The 24,846-nt window shown below is 33.6% G+C and carries 16 protein-coding genes and 1 tRNA gene; 11 read left to right on the forward strand and 6 right to left on the reverse strand.

The features are described from left to right. Positions 1-80: 80 nt before the first annotated feature. From Q0921_RS18120 to Q0921_RS18145, 6 genes are all read left to right on the forward strand, one after another. Complete coding sequence (locus Q0921_RS18120; protein ID WP_299259386.1) at positions 81-2,750, forward strand: glycoside hydrolase family 3 protein; 2,670 nt, start codon at positions 81-83, stop codon at positions 2,748-2,750. A 134-nt stretch (positions 2,751-2,884) separates the two neighbouring features. Beyond that, positions 2,885-6,022 carry a TonB-dependent receptor gene (locus Q0921_RS18125; RefSeq protein WP_299259387.1) on the forward strand — a complete coding sequence of 1,046 codons (3,138 nt, stop codon included), beginning with the start codon at positions 2,885-2,887 and terminating at the stop codon, positions 6,020-6,022. A 31-nt stretch (positions 6,023-6,053) separates the two neighbouring features. Continuing rightward, positions 6,054-7,604 carry a RagB/SusD family nutrient uptake outer membrane protein gene (locus tag Q0921_RS18130; protein WP_299259388.1) on the forward strand — a complete coding sequence of 517 codons (1,551 nt, stop codon included), beginning with the start codon at positions 6,054-6,056 and terminating at the stop codon, positions 7,602-7,604. Between the two features lie 4 nt (positions 7,605-7,608). After that, positions 7,609-8,805: a hypothetical protein gene (locus tag Q0921_RS18135; protein WP_299259389.1), complete on the forward strand. Its 1,197-nt coding sequence runs from the start codon at positions 7,609-7,611 to the stop codon at positions 8,803-8,805. 124 nt (positions 8,806-8,929) lie between these two features. After that, positions 8,930-10,312 carry an endo-1,4-beta-xylanase gene (locus tag Q0921_RS18140; protein WP_299259390.1) on the forward strand — a complete coding sequence of 461 codons (1,383 nt, stop codon included), beginning with the start codon at positions 8,930-8,932 and terminating at the stop codon, positions 10,310-10,312. 352 nt (positions 10,313-10,664) lie between these two features. After that, entirely contained in the window at positions 10,665-13,733 is a 3,069-nt protein-coding gene (locus tag Q0921_RS18145) for a glycosyl hydrolase family 8 (protein ID WP_299259391.1), read from the forward strand. Positions 13,734-13,799: 66 nt separating this feature from the next. Here Q0921_RS18145 and Q0921_RS18150 read toward each other — a convergent pair. Both Q0921_RS18150 and Q0921_RS18155 read right to left on the reverse strand, forming a co-directional pair. Further along, a tRNA-Ala gene (locus tag Q0921_RS18150) sits at positions 13,800-13,873 on the reverse strand. 9 nt (positions 13,874-13,882) lie between these two features. After that, positions 13,883-14,692 (reverse strand): universal stress protein, encoded by an 810-nt coding sequence (locus Q0921_RS18155; protein ID WP_299259392.1) that lies wholly within the window; start codon positions 14,690-14,692, stop codon positions 13,883-13,885. 188 nt (positions 14,693-14,880) lie between these two features. Between Q0921_RS18155 and Q0921_RS18160 the strand changes: the two genes are divergently transcribed. The 5 genes from Q0921_RS18160 (at position 14,881) to Q0921_RS18180 (ending at position 19,087) form a co-directional block, all read left to right on the forward strand. Continuing rightward, on the forward strand, positions 14,881-15,381 hold the full coding sequence (locus Q0921_RS18160) for a GNAT family N-acetyltransferase (RefSeq protein WP_299259393.1): 501 nt from the start codon (positions 14,881-14,883) through the stop codon (positions 15,379-15,381). Then, the gene (locus Q0921_RS18165) at positions 15,378-16,709 is read left to right on the forward strand and encodes an MATE family efflux transporter (RefSeq protein ID WP_299259394.1); all 1,332 of its coding nucleotides are present in this window, start codon (positions 15,378-15,380) and stop codon (positions 16,707-16,709) included. Before Q0921_RS18160 ends, Q0921_RS18165 begins: the two co-directional genes overlap by 4 nt. Positions 16,710-16,923: 214 nt before the next feature. Then, positions 16,924-17,691, forward strand: coding sequence for an enoyl-CoA hydratase/isomerase family protein (locus Q0921_RS18170; protein ID WP_299259395.1), 768 nt, complete (start codon positions 16,924-16,926; stop codon positions 17,689-17,691). Between the two features lie 148 nt (positions 17,692-17,839). Continuing rightward, the gene (locus Q0921_RS18175) at positions 17,840-18,292 is read left to right on the forward strand and encodes a 6-carboxytetrahydropterin synthase (RefSeq protein ID WP_299259396.1); all 453 of its coding nucleotides are present in this window, start codon (positions 17,840-17,842) and stop codon (positions 18,290-18,292) included. A gap of 42 nt (positions 18,293-18,334) precedes the next feature. Then, positions 18,335-19,087: a UDP-2,3-diacylglucosamine diphosphatase gene (locus tag Q0921_RS18180; protein WP_299259878.1), complete on the forward strand. Its 753-nt coding sequence runs from the start codon at positions 18,335-18,337 to the stop codon at positions 19,085-19,087. Between the two features lie 69 nt (positions 19,088-19,156). Here the strand turns inward: Q0921_RS18180 and Q0921_RS18185 are convergent, their stop codons facing one another. The 4 genes from Q0921_RS18185 to Q0921_RS18200 all read right to left on the reverse strand — a co-directional run bounded on the left by Q0921_RS18185 (position 19,157) and on the right by Q0921_RS18200 (position 24,808). Next, on the reverse strand, positions 19,157-20,698 hold the full coding sequence (locus tag Q0921_RS18185) for an Ig-like domain-containing protein (RefSeq protein ID WP_299259397.1): 1,542 nt from the start codon (positions 20,696-20,698) through the stop codon (positions 19,157-19,159). Between the two features lie 208 nt (positions 20,699-20,906). Further along, complete coding sequence (locus Q0921_RS18190) at positions 20,907-21,884, reverse strand: ABC transporter ATP-binding protein (RefSeq protein WP_299259399.1); 978 nt, start codon at positions 21,882-21,884, stop codon at positions 20,907-20,909. Positions 21,885-21,963: 79 nt separating this feature from the next. Beyond that, positions 21,964-24,132, reverse strand: coding sequence for a prolyl oligopeptidase family serine peptidase (locus tag Q0921_RS18195; protein ID WP_299259401.1), 2,169 nt, complete (start codon positions 24,130-24,132; stop codon positions 21,964-21,966). Between the two features lie 304 nt (positions 24,133-24,436). Then, a complete protein-coding gene (locus Q0921_RS18200) occupies positions 24,437-24,808 on the reverse strand; it encodes a DoxX family membrane protein (RefSeq protein ID WP_299259403.1) in 372 nt (123 codons plus the stop codon). Positions 24,809-24,846 lie beyond the last annotated feature (38 nt).

The following is a 24,846-nucleotide window of genomic DNA, read 5'->3' on the forward strand; positions in this document are numbered from 1 at the left end:
AATAGTATTAGTGCTTGGATTGTTTGTTTTTATACTTGATCTAATATCATAAAAAGAACCAGCTTTAACTAACAATAATAATGATAAGGAAAGAATCTAAAAAAATATTTAAAACACTTTTCAGGGTTAACAATTTAATTGTTATTTCAATTATTCTTCAATTAAATATTGGATGCGAAACAAAAAAAGAACCAGAATATAAATTTAAGAACCCCGAACTGTCTACTAGTGAGAGAGTAAGTGATCTAATAAGTCATATGACTCTTTCGGAGAAGGTATCTCAGATGCGTTATGACGCGCCTGCTATCGAACGTTTGGGAGTGCCTGAGTACAACTGGTGGAATGAATGCTTACACGGTGTTGCAAGAGCTGGAGAGGCCACAGTGTTTCCGCAGGCAATTGGAATGGGTGCTACTTGGAACGCACCATTATTATTTGATGTGGGTACTGTAATTTCTGATGAAGCAAGAGCGAAGCATCATCGTTTTGTCAAGGAAAATAAAAGAGGAATATATCAAGGACTTACTTTTTGGACTCCTAATATCAATATTTTCAGAGATCCAAGATGGGGAAGAGGTCAAGAAACCTATGGAGAAGACCCATACCTAACGGGAAGAATGGGAGTTAATTTTATAAAAGGATTACAAGGAGATGATCCAAAATACCTTAAAGTGGTAGCTACGGCTAAGCATTTTGCAGTGCATAGCGGACCGGAAAAATCAAGACACGAGGATAATTATCACACATCGGATAGAGATTTAAGAGAAACATATTTACCAGCTTTTGAAGCAGCGATTAAAGAAGCTAATGTGCAATCAGTAATGTGCGCATATAATAGGTATAGAGATGAAGCTTGTTGTGGAAGTAATTTATTGTTAAATGATATACTTCGAAAAGAGTGGGGGTTTAATGGTTATGTGGTTTCAGATTGTTGGGCAATCAATGATTTCTGGGAACCAAATAAGCATGAATTAGTCGAGACCCCTGCTGAGGCTTCAGCCTTGGCGGTAAGTAGAGGTACGGATTTAAATTGTGGAGATGTATATGATCCTAACTTAGGAGATGCTGTCCTTAAAGGATTAGTAGATGAAGAAAAGGTTGATCGTGCATTATCCAGATTGATGGAAGCTCGGTTTAAGCTTGGCATGTTTGACCCAGAAGAGATAGTATCTTGGTCTAAAATACCTTATGATGTTGTATGTAGCGATACCCATTATAAGTTGTCTGAGAAAACAGCCAGAGAATCGATGGTATTGTTAAAGAACAAGGGAAAATTACTTCCTTTAAAAAAAGATATCAAATCTATTGCTGTGATAGGTCCTAACGCAAACGCTAAACAAGCGCTATTAGGAAATTATCATGGAACTCCTCTAAATAATATTACACCTCTAAAAGCGATCAAAGAAAAACTACCTAATACAACAGTACATTATGCTAAAGGAAGTCATATTGCAAAAGGGTGGCCTTTATTACAACCAATACCGACTTCTGTATTGCGAAATGGAGATAATGTAGGATTAAAAGGAGAGTATTTTGACAATAAAGAGTGGAAAGGTGAACCAAAAGTAACCAGAAATGATAGTATAATAGACTTTATATGGGTTTCTGAAGCACCATTCGAAAGTGCAACTTCAGATAGTTTCTCTATTAGATGGACAGGAAAAATTATTCCAGAAGAAAGTGGTTCATATAGAATAGGATTGAGAGCTAGTAGTGCAGGTAAACTTTATGTAAATGATTCGCTAAGAGTAGATTTTAAAGATGATCACGAGCCAAAAATGAAATATCTGGACATGAAATTGGAGGCAGGTAAATCATATGATATTAAAATAAAATATTACAATTATCATACAGATCCACAAGCTCAATTACTGTGGTCTAAATTAGATGAAGATCTTTTATCCCCAGCAATAGAAGCGGCTAAAAAATCAGAAGTTGTAGTGCTTTGTTTGGGATTATCTCCTGATATAGAAGGAGAAGAAATGCCAGTTGTTTTAGATGGTTTTGATAAAGGAGATAGATCAGAAATCTCTTTACCGCAATCTCAGGTTACTTTATTAAAAGAAATACAAGCTCTAGGTAAGCCAACAGTATTAGTATTGATGAACGGAAGTGCGCTTGCCATCAATTGGGCTGATGATAATGTTGCTGCTATTCTTGAAGCATGGTATCCAGGAGAATTTGGAGGAAGAGCTGTTGCTGATGTTCTTTTCGGAGATTATAACCCAGCAGGTAGATTACCTGTTACCTTTTATAAATCTGTTGAAGACCTTCCGGATTTTAAATCCTATGATATGACGAACCGAACGTATAAATATTTTAAAGGAGATCCTCTATATGAATTTGGACATGGATTGTCATATACCACTTTTTTATATTCAAAATTAGAAACACCGGATACTATAAAAGCTAATGAAAATATTTCTGTAACAGTAGAAATTACTAACACTGGGGATGTTAAAGGAGATGAGGTTGTTCAGCTCTACCTATCTCAAGATAAAAAACAATTTACTGATGGACCGAAACATTCTTTAATAGGGTTTAAAAGAATCAACTTAGAAGTCGGAGAAACAAAAAAAGTAAGTTTTACCGTTACTCCAAAACAATATGCTGTTATCAATTCAGCTGGAGAGGAACAAAAAATATTAGGAGCAGTTCAAATTTATGTGGGAGGAAAACAACCCAATCGAAATGATGAATTAGATACTACAACTCCAAAGAATTTAACTAAAACAATCACACTTAATTAAAAATGGAACTAAAAAATGAAGCTTTAATTAATAGGTATATCTAAATAGTTGTAAGGGACAAGGAATACTAATTAAAGGAAAACAAAAGGAGCTATCAAGCGCTTTTTAACTAAACTACATAAAAACAATGTCATATGATAAAACTTAAACTAGCAATTATTGCATTTATTTTAATTGGAACACAGCACGTTTTTTCGCAAGAAGATACTGTTAGTGGAACAGTTACAGATAAATCTAATTTGCCCTTACCAGGCGTAACTGTATTGGTAAAAGGTAGCACTAACGGTGCGTTAACTGACTTTGACGGGAATTATGAATTACAGGGACTATCCAAAGGAAATATTTTAGTGTTTTCTTATGTTGGAATGCAAACTGTGGAAAAAATTGTTATTGAATCCGGACAAATTAATGTCGTTATGATTCCAGAAGCAACAGATTTAGAACAAGTTGTGGTTATTGGATATGGAGAAAGTAGAAAAAAGGATCTTACATCAGCTATATCAACAATTAGTGCAGACGTTTTAGAAAAACAAGTTGTTACTAATATTGATCAAGGTATTCAAGGATTAGTATCTGGTGTTACGGTAACACGAAGTTCTGGACGACCGGGTGGAGCGGTATCTGTAAGAATACGTGGAACTACATCGGTAACCGGATCTAATGAACCTTTATATATTATTGATGGAGTAAACGTTCAGAATTCAGAGAGTGATTCTTTTAATTTTTCGCGTTTCGGAGGAACTGGCGGGCAAACTGCAATAAGTCCTCTTTCTGCATTGAACCCTAATGATATCGAATCAATAACAGTTTTAAAAGATGCTTCTGCTGCAGCGATATATGGAGCACAATCTTCTAATGGAGTGGTTCTGATTACAACAAAAAGAGGAAAAGCTGGTAAAGCTAAGATAAGCTATGAAACGTATGGAGGTATACAAACAGCACCAAAATTGTTGGATATGATGAATCTTAGAGAATTTGCAGCATATTCAAATGAGGTTAGACAAAGCCCATCAACTAATTTACCTCCAGCTCCTCAGTTCGAAGATCCAAGCATTTTAGGAGAAGGTACTGATTGGCAAAAAGCAATTTTTAGAGCTGCGCCGATAACAAATCATCAATTATCTATTTCAGGAGGAAAAGAAAACACTAAATTTTATGCCTCAGCCAATTACTTTGAACAAGATGGTATTATAATCAATTCTGGTCTAAGAAGATATGGTTTACGATTAAATCTCGATCATAAATATAATGATTGGATTAAATTTGGACACAATATAAACTTGAGTAGCTCATTAGAGCAAATAGGATTAAACGATTCTCGTAATGGGACTATTACATCAGCTTTAAGACAAACACCTGATGTACCTGTTCGAAATCCAGATGGGACTTTTGGTTCCCCAGAAAATGGTTTAGGGAATACAGGAGCACTTAACCCAGTAGCAGCTTCAGAAATAAGAAATAGTACGCTGGAACGATTTAAAGTGAATGGAAATGTTTATTTGGATCTAAAATTGGCGAGTAACCTAAAGTTTAGATCTGACTTGGGATATGATTATAATACTGCCAAAACAGAAAGTTTTTTCCCAACTTTTGATTTTGGATCACTTTCTAATGGCTTAAATTCAGCTTTTAAAGGAGCAAATGAAGGATTGTATTATCTATTTAAAAATTATTTAACGTATACCCCACAGATAGGAAATCACGGATTGGATATTTTATTAGGTACAGAAGCCCAAAAAGTACAATTTCAGGGTCTATCAGGACAGCGATCTAATTTTCCTAGTAATGATATTCCAGGTCTAAATACGGGTGATGCAGAAACGTCCCTATCAGAATCTTTTGAAGGAGCTCAATCACTCCTTTCATATTTCGGTAGAATTAATTATAATTATGACTCTAAATATTTTCTTTCAGCATCACTTAGGTATGATGGATCTTCAAAATTTGGGCCTAATAATCGCTGGGGGTTATTCCCGTCTTTATCAGCTGCTTGGGTAGTTAGTGATGAGCCTTTTATGGAAGGAATCGCCAGTAGCTGGAGTTATTTTAAGATCCGAGCAGGATATGGAACAAGTGGAAACCAGGATATCAATAACTTCCTTTATTTAAGTTTTCTGAGAAATCAAAATACAGCACTTGGTAGTGGATTTAGTTTAGCCAATTTCGCGAATGCCGATGTAGCTTGGGAATCATTGATTTCTCCTAATTTAGGAGTTGAACTTGGTTTTGTGGATAATAAAATTAGACTAGATGTTGATGTGTATAGAAAAACATCCAAAGATTTTCTTGCTACCAGACCAGTTCCTGGTTTTTTAGGAAGTTTAAATACATTATCTTTTATAGGAGTTAACGCGCCTGTGGAGAACTTTGGTGAAATGATCAATGACGGTATTGATGTTACTTTAAACACAAAAAATATAACTAATAAAAAGTTTAGCTGGGATACTAATATTGTATTCAGTTTATATCGTAATGAAATCACAGAACTATCCGGTGAGAATGATGCTATTATAGGTACATTGAGAGATGAGGAAATTATTGCAGATTTAACAAGATCAGAAGTTGGTCAGCCAATCGGAATGTTTTATGGTTTTGTAACTGATGATCTATTTAGAACGCAAGAGGAATTAGATAATGGTGTAATTCCTGCAGAGAGTAGTCGTAATGAGGCTACTGGTACTTGGATAGGAGATATACGTTTTGTAGATCTTAATGAAGACGGCGTTATAGATGATAACGATAGAACTTTTATTGGGAATCCACATCCTGATTTTACGTATAGTATTACTAATAATTTCCGATATGGAATGTTTGATCTCTCTATATTTCTTCAGGGATCTTACGGTAATGACATTTATAACTATACTAGAACATATATCGAAGGTGTAAATCGTTTTAATGCCAATCAAGCAGCCTCGGTGATCGATCGCTTCAGTGCTTCGAATACAGATGGAAGCTTACCAAGATATTCTGACGGAGACAAGAATGGAAACAATAGAGTGTCTGATAGGTTTATAGAAGATGGATCTTATCTAAGAATTCAGAGTCTTACTTTCGGATGTACCTTGCCGAAAGATACGTTTGGTAAAACCAAAATCTTTGATCAAATTAGAGTATATACCACTATTCAAAATTTATACACGTTTACGGATTACTCGGGTTATGATCCAGAGGTAGGATCATTAAATCAAAGCGCTCTTTTTAAAGGTATAGATTTTGGTAGATATCCCGTTCCAAGAACAATGACGCTTGGACTAAATGTACAGTTTTAAAAAAAATGAAAAAGAAAATAATATGTTCGATATGAAAATTAATAAGAATTTTTTTAAGTATGTTATTGTATTGACCTTTCTCACCTCTTGCGGGGATGATTTTTTAGAAATTGATGTCGTAGATTCTATCACAGAAGATAATTTTTATACTACAGATGATCAATTATTATCAGGTGCAAATTCCTTATACGGACAATCCTTTTTTACAACAAACGATAAGTTTATGTATTCTTTGGATATGCTGTCTGGTAATTCGATAGGTTTCGAAGGAGACGCTCCTTATAGATTATTCTCGGTAGGAGTTAATAATGGTGCTCTCTTAGAAGGATGGGAAGGTTTTTATAAAGGAATTGCAGATGCAAATCAACTATTAAAAGTCGTAGGAGGGGAATTGAGCCCTGAGATTTCTGAGGAAGTTAAAAATCAAGTAGAAGGTGAAGCGCGCTTTATCCGCGCTTTTTCGTACTTCTATTTGGTACGATTATGGGGAGAAATTCCAATTATTGATGAAATTACTTCAGACACCTCAAGTTTATACCCACTTAATACAGTTTCTAGTATTTATGCTTTTATAGAAAATGATTTACAAAGGGCAGCAGCGTTATTACCATCCGGATCTTCGGATGGAATAAGAGTTGGAAAAACAGCGGCTTGGTCGTATCTAGCAGAAATGTATTTAACTCTTAAGGATTATGACAAATCTAAGGAGTATGCAGAATTGGTAATCAATAGTGGATTGCACAATTTACAGCCCAATTATCAAGATCAATTTATAGATCCATCAGCGAGTGTAAATAGTGAAGGTATTTACAGATGGGTTTGGACAGCTATAAACGGTTTATGGGGTATACAAAACACTAATCAAGCTTATCTTATAGCGAGTGATGATGTTATTGGTAATGATGGTTCTTTTGGTTCTGTATCGCCAAGTATCGATCTGTTTCTTGCCTTTGATAAGATAACAGAACCTGGTGAAGAAGATCTACGAAGAAAATGGATTATTTGCGAACCGGGAAGAACGTATTCTGAATTGCTAACTTCTGAAGGTGGGTGGACATTTCCTGAGAATGGAGATGAATCTTCAACAAAGTTACGATATAGAAAATATGTGGTAGGATCATTAAATGAGCATCCAAATGTATTTTTTATGAGAACAGAAATGAGTACACAATTGATGCGATATGCCGATGTACTTATGATCTATGCAGAAGCTATTATGGGTGATGCAGATGCTACAGGAGATGTTCAGGCATTAGATGCATTTAATCAAATTCGAAGAAGAGCTGGTTTATCAGAAAAAACATCATTAACAAGACAAGAACTTATGGATGAAAGAAGAATCGAATTTGCTTTTGAAGCAGGGAAGTATTGGCTTGATTTAGTAAGAATGGATAGAGGTATGGCAACATCAATTATTCAAAGTCAAGATAGAGGAACTGTAAATACATTGGTTCCATTAGATGTCACATCATTTTTTGTTAATAATGTAGATAATAATGCCTTTACATTGCCAATTCCATCTGCAGAGTTATCATTTATAGATACTACAAGCCCAGCAGTAGATTATGTAATTAATAATTAAGAAAATGAAAAACAAATTAATAAATACGAACAAGGGATTACTTACCTTATCTTTTACAATGATATTGTTCTTAGGGTTATTTTCTTGTGAAGAAAATGAAAACGATAGAGATGGGTTTGGTACACCAGAAATAGCAAATATCCTATCTCTTGGTGATGAATCTACAATCAATTCAGGTTTTCCGGATGAATTGGTTAGAGTAGAAGGATCAGGTCTAAGTGATATGAAAGAAATCGTTTTTGATGGCACGGTAAATACCTTTTTCAATTCAGCATTGAATTCTAATGTAGCATTATTTTTTAATATTCCTTTTGATATAGATCAAGGAAGCCGTTTTGGAAATCAGACAGTGAAATTTACTAATCTTTATGGTGAAACGGTGTCTTCTCAGTTTGAGATAAAACAACCTGAACCTACATTGACGGTTCAGGATACTTTTTCTCCGGCAAAAGGAGAAGGTGGTATAGAAATTAGAGTGTTTGGTAACTGGTTTTTTAACGTAGAAGATGTACTGATTGATGGAGAATCAGTAGGGGATTTTATTGTGGTTTCTCCTCAGGAACTTATTTTTACTTTTCCTGACGGTAAAACAGAAACAACAGAGTTTACAGTGGTAACTTCTGCAGGAATGGTTTCTAAGGATTTACCAATTGTAGGCGGTATTGTAGAGATCTTGATAAGTGATTTTGAAGGAAATGGAATACCAAATATTAACAATGATTACGCGGCAGATTGGTTTAGTTATGGAGACAATATGTTTCGAATAGCCAATGGGATAGGAGCAGATGGAAGTACTGGAGCAGAAATTATTTGGGATGATACAGGTACAGATGGTTTTACAGGAAGTTCTCATCAAAGTATTGCTTCTGTAACAACAGCTACGGATGCAGAAAATGCTTTCCTAATTATTGATATTAATGGAGATGGTTTTCCAGGTACAATAATGGAATTTGTATTAGAAGATGACCGAAGCAATTGGTTAATCAAAGCTCCATTAGAAGGAACAGGGTGGCAAACCTTAAGATTAAAAATGGCTGATTTCGGCTTTGGCTTTGACCCAGGAAATCAGGGTAATGGAGATGTAAATCCATCAACTATCGTAGCTGTTAAAATGCAAATCAGTCAAGAAGGTGGTACTGGAGTAGTGCCTTCAGGATATAAATATGATAATATTAAATTAGAGGTTTTAGAGTTGGAATAACAATTCTAAAAAAAAGAGCCCTAGATGCTTTTCTAAAAAAAGTTAGTCATATCAAGGAGGAACTGATTCAAGTTAAGATTTGATGAGATCCTCCTTGTCTTATGTAAATAAAAAAATAAATACAATGAAAATGGGAAAAATATGTAATTGGATATTTTATGTAATAGTATGTCTTATCACGCTATCACTTACATCGTGTGCTAGTGATGATAATGGAAATGATGCTTCGGGAGTATTAGCACCGGTAGCTCAAGAAGCAACCGATATTTCTTTAACAAGTTTTAAGGCAAACTGGGATAATGTATTCAGAGCGAGTGAATATGTGCTAGATGTATCTACAACTAATGATTTTAGTTCTTTTGTAGATGGCTTTAATAATCTGTCTATAAATCAACTGTCTCAATCTGTTACTGGGTTGATGTCAAACACTACATATTATTATAGAGTTAGAGCAGTCGTAAGTGGAGTAATCTCTGGAAACTCAAATATTGTTTCTGCCGAAACAAACACAGAGTTTCCTGATGATATTACCCTTAAAAGTGCCACTGAAAATAACTTTTTTGTTGGTGTAGCTGTTTCTGAAGCTAGAACTAATATTTCATCCTATGATGAAATATATATAAGAGAGTTTAGTAGCATCACCGCAGAAAATGATATGAAAATGGCTTCTATATTTACAGGTATTGATAATACGGGTGCAATTATATATGATTGGAGTAAAGTAGATGCATTAGTTGATTATGCAGAAACAAATAATATAAATGTACACGGGCATACACTGATTTGGCATAGAAGTTTACCACAAGCATTAGAGAATTTTAGTGGTACAGATCAAGAGTTTGAAGACTTAATAGAGCAGTATATAACGGATGTATTAACTAGATATCAGGGTAAAATTAATTCGTGGGATGTGGTTAATGAAGCTATTGATGATGATCCAAATGTCCAATGGAGAGATACTGTTTTCTTACAAAGAATGGGTGAGGATTATGTAGAAAAATGTTTTGCTTTTGCCAGAGCTGCTGATCCGGATATCAAGTTGTTTTATAATGATTATAATATGACATTTGATGCTACTAAAAGAGGGAAAGTCCTGGATCTGGTAGATCAATTACTATTGGAGAATATTATAGATGGTGTTGGATATCAAATGCACATAGATTACAATTTTCCAAGTACGCAACAAATACAGGATGCCACGGATGAGTTAGTTGCAAAAGATGTATTAATACATTTTGCAGAACTGGATGTAAAGGTTAATGCTGCAAATGATTTAACTGAACTTACTGAAGAAAGAGCTATGGCTCAATCCCAAAGAGTAAAGGAGGTTGTTGAAATTTTCAATGCTATTCCACAGAGCAAAAAGTATGCAATAACAGTTTGGGGATTAAAAGATGATGATACTTGGTTAATTCCCGAAAACAATGGTCGACCAGAGTGGCCTTTGTTATTTGATGATTCTTTTGATAAAAAATCTTCATACCAAGGGTTTTTAGAAGGGCTCTAATAAGGCTTTATCTTATAATACAAATAGTTATATATAATCCCTGTAAATACAATTTTTACGGGGATTTTTATTTCTAATCATATGTACTAGTTATCCATTTTACTTTTTTTTGATATTATTTTTCACGAAAACCTTTTCGTAAAAAATATAAAAATTGTGCAATTCAAAAATAAAATTACATAATTGATTATCAGTAATTTAATTATTTATTAGTGATTGTTTTTATCTAAAAGGAAGTTGTTAATTAGTTGCCTTTTCTAAAGAATTTTTATGTGTTGCATTGTTTGCTAATTGTTTGTCTGAAAATATCATAGTTTAGACCAACTTAATTTCTAACACACACACACTACTTATGAAAACAATTAAAACTATTTTTTTAAAACTATTTTTACTCTGTGGAGTAATAGTTTCTGGACAAAATATTGTTCAGATAGAAGACCTGAGCATTGGTGGCTTATATGCAGGAACGATTGATTCGCCTTTCAATGGTGTAGGCTTTTACGGCAATGGAGATAAAGCAGAAGGTTCACTTAGTTTATCAGTATTACCTGGTTTATATAAAGTAGAAATAAGAGGAGCATCTTCAAATAATAGCGAAGCTAATATTAATTTGACTATAGGAGACACTAATGCTGGTTCTTTTAGCTTTTCTGGAGCCTCTATTTCTAATAGTTCTAGAGAGATTACGATTATAGAAAGTAATCCTCTTGATTTTTCTTTAGAATTAATAACAGATAATGGATCGAATGATACATTTTTAGATCGAATTAGTTTTACTTTTTTAGGATCTCCTCCTCCACCTAGATCAGCTCCTGTTATTCCTTCAGTTCCTTCATTTGAATCTGGGGTATATAGAAATATGTTTGTAGAGTCTGGAAAGTCTGAAACGGCAGTACAACAAAAATTAGATGCTATTTGGAATCAGTATTTTGTAAATGGAGATACTAATAATGAAAGACTTTATTATGAAGTAAATGATGATATGGCGTATATTTTAGATACAGGAAATAATGACATAAGATCTGAAGGCATGTCTTATGGTATGATGATCTGTGTCCAATTAGGTAAGAAAGATCAATTTGATAAATTATGGCGATTTGCAGAAACTTATAGTCAACATAAAGAAGGTACAGATAGAGAGGGATTATTCTCTTGGCAATTAAGTCGATCTAATTTTTCTATGATCGACCAAAATTCTGCACCGGACGGAGAAGAGTATTTTGTAACAGCTTTATTCTTTGCAGATGCTCTTTGGGGTAGTAATGGTTCTATTGATTATAGAGCAGAGGCAAATTATATTCTTGATAGTATGCTTAACAAACCAACACCTAGTTCAGGAGGATGTCCTACCGGTTTGGTAGATCAAGATGAAAAACAAATAGTTTTTGGAATTTGTGGAAACTCTGCAAGTTTTACAGATCCATCGTATCATCTCCCAGCTTTTTATGAAATATGGACTATAGAAGCTGATAATAATAATCAATTATGGGCAGATATGGCAACAATAAGTCGAACCTATTTGCTCCCAAGAGCAGCACATCCGGAGACTGGATTAATGCCCGATTACTCCGAGTTTGATGGTAGACCTGTAATTCAAGGAAACCATGGTAATTTTGAGTTTGATGCTTGGCGAAATATTATGAATATGGGATTTGATTTTGCTTGGTTTCAAAAAAATAAAAATAGTATACAACCACTAATTGACAAGCAAATCAATTTTTTTAAAGATAAACCAGGTTATAGCACTTTGTGGACATTAGATGGTTCTTTTAGCAGAAATAGTGACCATTCTTCAGGTTTAGTGGCTTGTAATGCTGTCGGGGCTTTAGCTCTCGAAGACTCAAAAGTATGGCCATTTATAGATGAATTTTTTGATACTCCAACTCCTTCAGGTCAATTTAGATATTATGATGGGTTGTTATATATGATGAGTTTTATGCATTTGTCAGGAAATTTTAAAGCAATTATAAATAACGTTAATATTCCAGATTGTAATGGTACATCATTTCCAACTGCTGCGATAAGCACTACAGATGAAACAATGCAGGGAGCTAATGATGGAAAAATCACTTTTACGTTTTCTGATGAACCTGATAGAGGAGCTATAGAGTTTAGTAGCGATGGAGGGTTAACATATCCTTTAAATGTGAATGATGATTTAGGTTCTGCAACCTTTAACAATGTTGCTCCAGGAAATTATGATGTATGGGTGCGTTGGGGGAATAATGATTGCCCTACTAATTTAGGTAATGTGGTTATAGGTGAAGGAGATATAGTAGATCCTACACAATCACCGTTTAGAAGTCATACTATTCCAGGGATAATACAAGCAGAAGATTATGATAATGGAGGGCAAGGAGTTGCCTATAATGATTCTGATTCAAGTAATAATGGAGGCCAAGGCAGAACAAACGAGGGAGTTGATCTACAAAATACAACCGATAATGCTGGTGGTACTAATGTGGGATGGACAGCTAATGGAGAATGGTTAGAATATACCATAGGAGATGTTACTCCTGGAACATATGATATAGTTTTGAGAGTCGCAAGTACTCAAAATAATTCGAAAGCTTTATCTCTAAAATTAGGAACATCAGAATTAGGTTCAGTAGCTATTCCTAATACCAATGGATGGCAATCTTGGCAAAATGTTCGTATAGAAAATGTACAAATAACAAGTGGAAGTGCAAACCAAATATTAAGATTAAACATTTCAGGTGGTCTTTTTAATATGAATTGGATAAGGTTTGAAGAATCAGATAGTGATACAGGAGGTTCAAGTTGCGAAAAAATACAAGCAGAAAATAATTCAGATAATTTTTATCAATTGAATACTGTAAATGGAGTCGTAACGAATATTAGTTACTCTCATTGGATGAGGTTTGATAATATTGATATATCAGGAGGTAAGTTTACATTCAGATACTCTAAAGGAAATAATGAGAATGGTTATATGAAAATACGACTTGACAATAATCAGGATAGTAATAATATAGCAGAGATATATCCCGAAAGCACAGGAAATTGGAATAATTATGTGGAAAAAATAATAGATGTATCAGGTACTGGTAATCATGTTGTATACCTATATTTTCATAATGCAAGTAGAAATATTCAATTAGATTGGATCAGTTTTAAAACTGGATGTGACCAACGAATTGATGATGATAATGAATCCAAAGACGAGGAAGAAACTATACGAATTTTTCCTAATCCAAGCAACGGAAATGTCCATATTGAAGTATCAGATTATGATGACATAAGACGAATGATTTTATTTGATATATCTGGTCGAGAGGTAAGAAATATAGAAAAAACAGGTCAAAAAGAATATAGCTTTAGTAACCTTACTAAAGGTGTTTATATTTTGAAAGTAAATAAGAATAAAAAATCGATAATAAGGAAGCTTATTGTGAACTGATCAAAAGATAGAATTGTTATATTTTTCAAACAGTTATGAAAATACTTTCATAACTGTTTGTTTTTGTGGAGAAGATGGGACTCGAACCCACGACCTCTTGACTGCCAGTCAAGCACTCTAGCCAGCTGAGCTACATCCCCAAGTATTGATTAATCACGTAAAGCGCCCTTAAGAATTAACAAAGGTATTCTACTTTCGAAATCTTTTTTCAATATTGTATTCTCCTCCCATAGCTTGGCAAAAAAACCTCTTCTTCGTCTAAAAACACATAACAAATCGGGATTGTTTTCATTAAGATGTTCTAAAACTCCGTGAAATAAAGTTGCATTTTCAGAAGATTTATAGGATGTTATAATTTCTGCCAAATCTTTTTGAAACTCTACATCTTCTGGTAAAAATTCTTTTGTTTTAACCTGAAGTAACTTTACATCTGAATTAAAAGCATTTAAAATTTCTTTTATAGGGTTCAGCGATTTTTGTTTTTTAATAACCCCTGATTTGATAGCCATTAAAACTTTGGATATTGGTTGGAAAATATAATTTTCTGGAATTACAAGCACTGGTATCTCAGTTTTTTTTAACAAACTCCCGGAGGTCTGACCAAGGAAATAAGGGTTTTTGATATCATGACTTTCTGCACCAAGAACGATTAAATCAATGGAGTGCTTTAGATTAAATTCTGGGATAGCCTCTAATAAATCATCACCCTCTAAAGGAAGTGCAATTATATCAACCCCCTTTTTATTAACTTGAGCAAATTTTTCCTCAATCGTAGTAACTGAAATATTTTTTAGCGTTTCGTTGACAGAAGGAAGACTACCTGATCTTGGTAGTTCTTTAAAAACTTGAACAGCATATACTGTTCCTCCTATTTCTTTTGCGAAATCAATAGTGTATTGAAGTCGTGCTATACTAACTGAATTTTCTGATAGACCTAAAGGAACAAGAATATTTTTCATTACTAAACTTGATTTGTGTTTAAGGATGCAAAATTACAATTTTTGATCAGTAAATAAGATTTTTTAGGTACTCATAATGCTATTAATAACCTGTGTTTTCTTAAAGTTTATATAAAATAATGTTCACGCATACTTTAGATATCATTGTGCAAAATAATAGTTTGTATTTTTGAAGCTTGTAAAAAAGTATGATCCGTAAAGCTGTACCTTTTAATCTAGATGCTATTCATAAATTAACACAGGCTTGTGCTAAGGCCATGATTGCTAAAGAAATTTACCAATGGAATGAACATTACCCTACTCGATCTCGTTTTGAGAAAGATATAGAACTACAAGAATTATATGTTTTAGAAGAGAACAATGTCATTAAAGGTATTATTGTAGTTACGGAATTAATGGATGATGAATACATTCCGATCGAATGGCTTACTAAGAACCAAAAGAATCTATATATCCATCGATTGGCAATACATCCTGATTATTGGGGTCAGGGGTATGCACAACAATTAATGAACTGGGCAGAAATCTTTGCGGAAAAGAAAGGTTATAAATCTATTCGTCTAGATACTTTTAGTCAGAATAAAAGAAATCAAAAATTTTATGAAACCAGAGGGTATAAAAGGTTAGGAAATATTTTCTTCCCTAAGCAAAGTAAACATCCTTTTTATTGTTATGAATTAGTATTGTGAGTAGTGTTATAAGTTTTAAAAATATAAACCGTTTGGCAATTCCGGCAATTATAGCAGGGGTTGCAGAACCAGTCTTATCTGCCACTGATACCGCAATCGTCGGAAATATACCTGTAAATGGAACAGAATCTCTAGCTGCAGTTGGGATTGTGGGATCATTTTTGTCTATGTTGATATGGGTGCTAGCACAAACTCGTGCAGCGATCTCGGCTATTATTTCGCAATATTTAGGAGCAGGAAAATTAGATGAGGTAAAGACGCTACCTGCACAAGCAATACTTTTTAATATTGGTCTAAGTATAACGATTCTTCTTATTACCGTACCTTTTATTAAAGAAATTTTTATACTTCTAAAGGCTGAAGGTCAGGTACTGAAGTATTGTATTTCGTATTATGGCATTCGAGTATGGGGATTTCCTCTATCATTATTTGTATTTGCTGTTTTCGGAATTTTCAGAGGACTTCAAAATACATTTTGGCCTATGATTATTGCCTTGATTGGAGTTGTAGCTAATGTTATATTAGATTTTGCTTTGGTTTATGGAATAAAAGGAATTTTGGAACCAATGTATCTAGAAGGTGCGGCATGGGCAAGTCTTTTTTCGCAGATTCTAATGACTGTCTTATCACTTATCTTATTGCTTAAAAAAACAGAAGTATCACTAAGATTAGAAAAACTTTGGCATCCTGAAATGAAACGTTTTTTAGTGATGAGTGGAAATCTCTTCATTCGCTCACTGGCACTAAATACGACATTACTTCTAGCGGTACGAGAAGCGACAAGTTTAGGAACAAATTATATCGCAGCACATAGTATTGCTATACAATTATGGTTATTCTTTGCGTTTTTTATTGATGGATATGGTGGAGCTGGTAATATTTTAGGTGGGCGATTATTGGGTGCTAAAGACTATAAAAGCCTAGTTGAAATGTCTAAGAAAGTAAACATATACGGAATTATAGTAGCGTGTATTTTAGGAGGTTTCTCTTTCTTGATGCTAGAACAATTAGGTTTGATTTTTACTAAAGACCCCGAGGTGTTAACTATATTTACCGGTTTTTTCTACTTAGTTCTACTTGCATTACCAATAAATGCATTGGCGTTTGTTGGTGATGGAATATTCAAGGGACTTGGAGAAACTGGATTTTTACGCAATGTACTATTAGGGTCTACGTTTCTTGGTTTTGTTCCTACATTAGTAATCGCAAGATATTTTGATTGGAAACTACACGGAGTATGGATCGCAATTACTGTTTGGATGCTGATTAGAGGGTTAGCATTAGTAATAAAATTCAGAAGTAAGTATTATCGATTAGCCGCTACTTAAAACGCAAATTTTAAAATTGCCATTACAATAATTACATATAAACAAATGAGTAGAGCTGCTAATCTGAATTTTCCCAAATATTTTTTTTCCATAAATCAAAGTTAATTTATCAAATGAGAAATATAAATACGTGGAAATACGCGTTTATATTATAGTACGTGCTTAGTGTAAAAGAATCTAAAATATTATCTATTTTTATCAAAAATCTAGTATGATGACTACTACAAGAACCAACGGAAGTTTATATACACACTCAGAAAATCATATTGCCACTGTAGAATTTGGACACCCATCAAGTAATTCATTCCCATCGGAGCTATTAGAGAGATTGACAAATGCTATTAATACGTTGTCTAAGGACTCTTCGATTCATGTTATTATTTTAAAATCAGAAGGAGAAAAAGCATTTTGTGCGGGAGCTTCTTTTGATGAATTAGTTTCTATTACTAACCTAGAAGAAGGAAAAAAATTCTTTTCAGGGTTTGCTAATGTAATAAACGCAATGCGAAAATGTAAACAACCAATTATTGGTAGAATACAAGGGAAAACTGTAGGTGGTGGTATTGGATTAGCTTCGGCGTGTGATTATTGTATGGCAACAGAAGCCGCATCAATTAAATTAAGCGAATTGACCATTGGAATTGGACCTTTTGTTATTGAACCAGCTGTATCTAGAAAAATAGGATTAGCCGCGTTCGAAGCATTAGCCTATGACGGATCCCAATGGAAAAATGCCTATTGGGCAAAAGAAAATGGAGTATTTGCCAGAGTATTTGAAACCATTGCAGAGCTGGATAAAGAAGTTCAATTGTTTACGGAGAAATTAGCAAGCTATAACCCACAGGCAGTACAGACAATGAAAAAAGTCAATTGGAAAGGAACTGATCATTGGGATGAATTATTGATGGAAAGAGCTGAAGTATCAGGAGAATTAGTATTGTCAACATTTACCAAAGATGCATTAAAAAAGTTCAAAAAATAACATATGGATATACTCAGTTTTTTAGGGGGTAATGGATTATTCCTGATCTTAGGAATTATATTGGTAGTAGTTTACTTTTATAATAAAAGAAAGAGAAGATAATGTTCACTAACTTTGCAAAAAGTTACAAAAAGTTACAAAGCGACAAATGAGTAAGATCAGAATTACCAAACAGTTTTCTTTTGAAACAGGTCACGCATTATATGGATATGATGGTAAGTGTAAAAATGTTCATGGACATAGTTATAAATTAAGTGTTACTGTTATCGGAAGTCCTATCACCGATACGTCACACGTAAAATTGGGTATGGTTATCGATTTTGGAGACCTTAAGAAGATTGTAAAAGAAGATATAGAAGATGTCTTTGATCACGCCACTGTTTTTAATAAGAACACGCCACACTTAGAGTTGGCTGAAGAATTAGAAAAAAGAGGGCACAATGTTATTTTGGTAGATTATCAACCTACAAGTGAAAATATGGTAATTGATTTTGCTGAAAAAATTAAGGCTAGGCTTCCAGAGAATATACTATTACACTCCCTAAAACTTAAGGAAACCGAAACTTCTTTTGCAGAGTGGTATGCATCTGATAACGATTAATAACGAATATTTTTTTATCATCTAATAACATACATGAAACTTATAAATCTTCCAGAAGGTAAAAAGATATATTTTGCATCTGATAACCACTTAGGAGCTCCGACAACGGAGAAGAGTTTTCCAAGAGAGCAAAAGTTTGTAAGCTGGTTAGATGATGTTAAAAAAGATGCCGCTGCGATCTTTTTATTAGGTGATCTTTTCGACTTCTGGTTTGAATATAAAACCGTAATTCCTAAAGGATTTACAAGAACATTAGGAAAGCTAGCAGAAATTACTGATGCGGGTATTCCTATATATTATTTTGTAGGGAATCACGATCTTTGGATGAATGGTTATTTTGAAGAAGAATTAAATATCCCAGTATTTCACAAACCACAAGAATTTACTTTTAATAACACAACATTTCTTATAGGTCACGGAGACGGACTAGGACCTGGAGATAAAGGGTATAAGCGCATGAAAAAAGTGTTTACCAATCCTGTCGCCAAATGGTTTTTTAGATGGTTACATCCAGATTTAGGAGTAAAACTAGCGCAATACCTTTCTGTAAAAAACAAATTAATATCAGGAGACGAGGATGTTACTTTTCTCGGAGAAGATAATGAATGGTTGGTGCAATATTGTAGACGAAAACTAGAGGCTAAAAATATAGACCACTTTGTTTTTGGACATAGACACCTTCCTATGGAGATTGAACTAAATTCAAAATCGAGATATACCAATCTAGGAGATTGGATAGTGCATTATACCTATGCTGTTTTTGATGGTAAGGAAATGAAGTTGAAGCAATATTAAAAATAAAAGCTGATAATAAAAAAGCGGATAACCTAAATTGATTATCCGCTTTAAAATATAAGGAACGAATTATTGTTTCGTTATTTTCTTAGTAATTACTGTATCATCCAATCTAACCTTTATTATATAAAGTCCATTGGAAAGCATACTTTGTTTCATTTCATTTAATGAAATAGATTTGGTACCTGATTCCATAGCACCTGTATTCTTTTTTGCAATACTATTTCCTTTGAGGTCTATAATTTCAATAGAAGAATATGTCACTTTTTTAGGTAATGAGATTGTAAGGTTAATATCATCAGCGTTCATAGGAATAGGATATACACTAATCGAATAAGGTTCTATGTTTCCTTTAATTAATTCATTTGACCTGTTTGTGTTTAATCCTTTGATAGTAAATTTTTCCCAATCACCTATTGCATCTCTGTTACAATTAATGGCTTTAGTACCGTTTTCGTGACTTACGTACTTGCCATTATTCCCTTTAATAGCGTAAAGATCACCTCCTATAGACTCTAAGGTAAATTTTTCCCAAGATCCTACAGCATTTCTATTACAGTTCATAGGCTTGCCACCATTTTCTGAACTAACATATTTGCCATTACTATCCTTAAAACTTACTGTTCCGTTTCCAGCTGATTCAACAATAAATTGTTCGTTTGTTCCTACAGAATTTCGATTTGCTTGCATAGTTCTAGTGCCACCTTCAGAGCTTACATACTTGTTAATACTTTGTCCTAATATTGTTACAAAGTCACTAGTTCCTCCTCCATCATCATTACCTACAGTAAAAGAAATTGTTTTTGTCGTTTTGGCTCCTTTAGTATCAGTAGCTTCAGCTTTTAACGTATAACTTCCTTCAGGAAGATTTTTTAAGACATTATCCTGATTATTGTTATTCCAAGTGTACGGGCTAACGTTTTCTTGTCTTACTAAAGAATTATTAAGATATAAGCGCACATTACTTACACCATCACTATCAGTTGCGGTAACAATAGCTTCTATAGTCGCAGGAGCTGAAAAAGATGCGTTATTTGATGGAGTAGTAAATGAAGTATTAGGACCAGTATTGTCTCCGTTTCCGCCACCACCAAATCGAGGTCTAGAACCTAACCAGTTCATATCGAATTTAGGTCCTTTACATTGACACCCTGCACTACCTTGGTCTACACGACCAGGACAAACTTTCTCGTCTTTAATTCTCTTACCTTGTATGGTAATGGCGTCTTCATGTCCAGGGTCGTTACCACATTGTATCGTATTATATCTGGGATCTCCGTTTGCTATATTCCTGAAACTAGGATGTTTTTTAAGCTCATCACAGATATCTTTAATATTTCTCCCTTGTCCATTGATATCAATTTTGAAATTACCAACACCGTGATCAAAAGAAGATTCACAGAAACAAAAACCATTTGCTTGATAGCTATCCTTCCATGAATTAGCATTAGGGACAATTCTCACACCTTGGTCAAAAGTATCTTGACCAGTACAACCTGTATCTGCTACTTTGGCTATAGAACTATCGGTTTGATTTGATTCTTGAGCAATTGCGATATTGGCAATAAACAAGAAAGCTAAAATTTTTAAAATAAATAATTTACGTTTCATAGTTGTTGGTTTTAAGAGTAAATATTCTATAAGATAATAATAATTGGCTAGATAGATGTGTAATATCTACCAACTGTAAAGGTATTTTAATAAAGTGAATTAGAACGATTAGAAATAGAATCCGTAGAGGACTAATTAGCCTGCGTTAGGTTTGGTTGACCAGAAGTCGGGAGTTTATATTTATCTTGCTAAGTTGTTTATCCTAGAATTAATTGTTTTTGGCTCTAGAGGTAATTATTTCTTGAGAAACTTGTATTGCAATTTCTTCGGAATTTTCTATGGAATACGGATGTTCAATAAAAATAACTTTATTGTTAAAAACAGCTTCAATTAGATAATGATTTCCATTAAAATAGGATTTCTTAATTCTAGCCTTTAGATCAGAATTCTCGACAATTTGCAACTCATGAGGATATAACAAAATAGTTTTATCATTGTTAGAATCTGGTATAATGGTAGAAATTGGTAATTCGTTTACTTCACCAAAAAGTGATGCGATATAATAGTTATCAGGATTTTGATACAGGTTATGAGTTTTTCCTTTGGTTATAATCTCACCTTTATGAATTACAATAGTTTCTTGAGCAAAGGATAGGATGTCTGTTTTATCGTGAGTTGCTGTAATACTAGTAATCTTATTTCTTTTTAAGTAGGAAAATAAATTTCTCCGTAAAGAACTTCGTCTGAAATTATCAATATTTCCGAATGGCTCATCTAACAGTAGCAACTCTGGTCTTTTTGCTAATGCTTTTGCCAGTGCAACTCTTTGTTTTTGACCTCCACTTAAGTTTTCAATTTTAGTATCGGCAAATGGAGCCATCTCTACGATTTCCAAAAGTTCATTGACACGACCAAGTTTCAGTTCTGGTTCAAAATTAGATAGATATTGACCTATATTTTCTTCTACAGTTCTGAAGGACTGCAGTTCGAATCCCTGAGAAAGGTATTTCATGTTTTCTTGTCCGGGAACCAAATTATATGCGGGTCCTAATATCTTTTGATCATCCCAGAATAGCATTCCTTGATCCACGTCCAAAAGTCCATAAATGATTTTTAGCAATGTGCTTTTTCCACAACCACTAGCTCCGATGAGAGCAATATGTTGCCCTTTTTCAATAGTAAAATTGATTTTTTTTAAAACCGGAGCGGTATCATAAGCGAAAGAAACATTTTGAACTGTAAGCATATTTCAAATATAAATAACTTCAACAAAAAAATCCGTCTCTTTTCAGAAAACGGATCTTTTAATTTTAATAATAAAACAATTATCCTTTTATCTTATCATTTACTTGTTCTGGTAAGACTTCATATCCCATATTGAATAAGGTAAAGCTAAAAATATCTGCGTATTGTTCAATTGTCTTTTTAACGGGTGTACCTGCTCCATGACCAGCATTTGTTTCAATTCTTATCAATGTTGGATTGCTACCGCTTTGTTTTGCTTGTAATTCTGCTGCAAATTTAAAGGAGTGTGCAGGTACAACACGATCATCGTGATCTCCAGTAGTAACAAGTGTAGCCGGATATTTGACACCTTCTTTTACGTTATGTACGGGAGAATATCCTTTTAGGTATTCAAACATTTGTTTGTCATCTTGTGCAGTTCCATAATCATATGCCCATCCTGCACCAGCTGTGAATGTATGATAACGTAACATATCCAAAACGCCAACAGCAGGTAATGCTACTTTCATTAAATCAGGACGCTGTGTCATTGTTGCTCCTACCAATAAACCACCGTTAGAACCTCCTCTAATAGCAAGATACTCACTGGAAGTATATTTATTTTCTATTAAATATTCTGCAGCAGCTATAAAATCATTAAATACATTTTGTTTTTGCATTTTAGTTCCGGCATCGTGCCATTTTTTACCATATTCACCACCACCTCTAAGATTAGGAACAGCATAAATTCCACCTTGTTCCATCCATACAGCATTGGTAATACTAAAAGAAGGGGTAAGGCTAATATTAAACCCTCCGTATGCATATAAGATAGTTGGATTCTTACCTGTCAATTCTATTCCTTTTTTATGAGTAATGATCATTGGGACTTTAGTACCGTCCTTAGAGCTATAGAAAACTTGTTTACTTTCGTAATCTTCCGGATTAAAGTCAATTTTAGGTTTACGATATAATTCTGAAGTACCTTCTGCAATGTTATATTTATAAATACTTCCTGGAGTTTTGTAATTTGTAAATGAATAATATAATGCCGTTTCTTCTTTTTTGGTTCCAAAACCTCCTACGCTTCCTACTCCTGGTAATTCTACATCACGTACCAGTTTCCCATCGTAATCATATTGTAAAACTTTAGATACAGCATCTACCATATATTCTGCAAAGAAATAACCACCACCTGTATTTGGACTCAAAACATTTTCAGTTTCTTGAATAAAATCTTTCCAGTTTTCGGATATCGGATTAGCCGCATCTACTGTTACAATTTTTTGATTGGGTGCATCTAGATTAGTGACAAGATATAGTTTAGAACCTACATTTTCGATTACATAAGTATCACTTTCTGTTGTATCCAAAACAGTAACTAATTTGCTATTTGGTTTAGTTAAATCTTTGATGAATAACTTGTTTCCTGAGGTAGAAGTACTAGCGGTAATAACCAAATATCGATCGTCCTCAGTTACACGACCACTAGTATATCTATGTTTTTCATCTGGAGTGCCTCCAAAAATTAATGAATCATCTTTTTGAGAAGTTCCCAATTTATGATAATACACTTTATGTTGATCAGTCTTAGCAGATAGTTCACTTCCTTCTGGTTTGTCATAACTAGAATAATAGAAACCTTCATTTGCTTTCCAAGACATTCCAGAAAACTTGATATCTACCAATGTATCTTCTATAATTTCTTTGGTTTCTGAATTTTTGATAATTATTTTTCTCCAATCACTACCTCCTTCAGAAATAGAATAAGCCAATAATTTTCCATTTTTAGAAAAACTCAACCCTCCGAGAGAGGTTGTTCCATCTTTACTAAAAGTATTTGGATCTAAAAATATTTCTGGTTCATCACCTTCGTTTTTAAATCTATAAATTACATATTGATTCTGTAATCCGTCGTTTTTATAAAAATAGGTATAGTCACCTTCTTTAAAAGGAGCTCCAACTTTTTCATAGTTCCATAAACTAGATAATCGTTTTTTTAGCTGATCTCTAAAAGGTATACTATCTAGATATCCAAAAGTTACTTTGTTCTGTTCAGTAACCCAGTTTTCAGTTTCTTTACTGCGGTCATCTTCTAACCATCGGTAAGGGTCTTTGACTTGAGTATCGAAATAAGTATCTACAGTATCTACTTTTTTGGTTTCTGGATAATTCAATGGAATAGTAGTTTTAGCAGTTTCTATTTTTGTTTCTTCTTTACATCCTATTATAAATGAGATCAAAAATAGTATTAAAAGTGATTTTTTCATGATGAGTTAGATTTTGCAGTCTTATAATTAGCTGTACATTATTTATTTCATAAGTAATTCGACTTATTTTTTAATACCTATTGTGATTTAACACGCAAATCTATTAAAAGTCCAAACTGCAATATGCTAAAGAAAGTATAAAAAAGACTGCTCTACTAACGATCATATAGTTATTACACATTTAAGTGTTGCTTTGGGGTTTAGCAACGCTGGAGATCATTTAATGTAGAGCAGTCGGAATTTTCCGTCCTCTAAGAAACGAAAAATTTTACTTTTATACCAGTAAAATTATACGAGTAGCCTGTTAAAATAAGCTTTTAAAAGTGTTCCAATTTCCATAAATTAAGAATGCATTTATCAGAAAAACAAATGCTCCGGGAGCTATGTTTGCAGGATCCAGCGTCGCATGAAAGAGAATTATGTTTACAGAAATAGGAGCCATTAACACTAATGCAAAGGGCACCGCTTTATTACTTACTAATAAAAGTCCGACAATTACTTCTATCAATCCAACGGTTTTAAGGATATAACTACCTGCCAATGCTCCAAAAAGAACTCCTGCCTCTGGATTAGCAAATTCAAAATCAGGTAAAAAACCGATAAACTTATTACTTCCGAAAACAATTAATAAGATTCCTAATAAGATTCTTATGGCTAATATTAATTTAGTATTCATTGTTTTATTTTTTTATGATTAAGTGATGTATTAGAGGA

This window comes from uncultured Aquimarina sp., assembly GCF_947496855.1.
GTDB lineage: Bacteria > Bacteroidota > Bacteroidia > Flavobacteriales > Flavobacteriaceae > Aquimarina.

What these genes read in the sequence shown, in the direction of transcription:
- Q0921_RS18155 (WP_299259392.1), bottom strand. Translation starts at nt 14,692, where the DNA reads ATGAAAAATATTCTTGTTCCTTTAGGTCTATCAGAAAATTCAGTTAGT.
- Q0921_RS18170 (WP_299259395.1), top strand. Translation starts at nt 16,924, where the DNA reads ATGACTACTACAAGAACCAACGGAAGTTTATATACACACTCAGAAAAT.
- Q0921_RS18130 (WP_299259388.1), top strand. Translation starts at nt 6,054, where the DNA reads ATGAAAATTAATAAGAATTTTTTTAAGTATGTTATTGTATTGACCTTT.
- Q0921_RS18135 (WP_299259389.1), top strand. Translation starts at nt 7,609, where the DNA reads ATGAAAAACAAATTAATAAATACGAACAAGGGATTACTTACCTTATCT.
- Q0921_RS18140 (WP_299259390.1), top strand. Translation starts at nt 8,930, where the DNA reads ATGAAAATGGGAAAAATATGTAATTGGATATTTTATGTAATAGTATGT.
- Q0921_RS18190 (WP_299259399.1), bottom strand. Translation starts at nt 21,884, where the DNA reads ATGCTTACAGTTCAAAATGTTTCTTTCGCTTATGATACCGCTCCGGTT.
- Q0921_RS18175 (WP_299259396.1), top strand. Translation starts at nt 17,840, where the DNA reads ATGAGTAAGATCAGAATTACCAAACAGTTTTCTTTTGAAACAGGTCAC.
- Q0921_RS18120 (WP_299259386.1), top strand. Translation starts at nt 81, where the DNA reads ATGATAAGGAAAGAATCTAAAAAAATATTTAAAACACTTTTCAGGGTT.
- Q0921_RS18125 (WP_299259387.1), top strand. Translation starts at nt 2,885, where the DNA reads ATGATAAAACTTAAACTAGCAATTATTGCATTTATTTTAATTGGAACA.
- Q0921_RS18185 (WP_299259397.1), bottom strand. Translation starts at nt 20,698, where the DNA reads ATGAAACGTAAATTATTTATTTTAAAAATTTTAGCTTTCTTGTTTATT.
- Q0921_RS18195 (WP_299259401.1), bottom strand. Translation starts at nt 24,132, where the DNA reads ATGAAAAAATCACTTTTAATACTATTTTTGATCTCATTTATAATAGGA.
- Q0921_RS18145 (WP_299259391.1), top strand. Translation starts at nt 10,665, where the DNA reads ATGAAAACAATTAAAACTATTTTTTTAAAACTATTTTTACTCTGTGGA.
- Q0921_RS18160 (WP_299259393.1), top strand. Translation starts at nt 14,881, where the DNA reads ATGATCCGTAAAGCTGTACCTTTTAATCTAGATGCTATTCATAAATTA.
- Q0921_RS18200 (WP_299259403.1), bottom strand. Translation starts at nt 24,808, where the DNA reads ATGAATACTAAATTAATATTAGCCATAAGAATCTTATTAGGAATCTTA.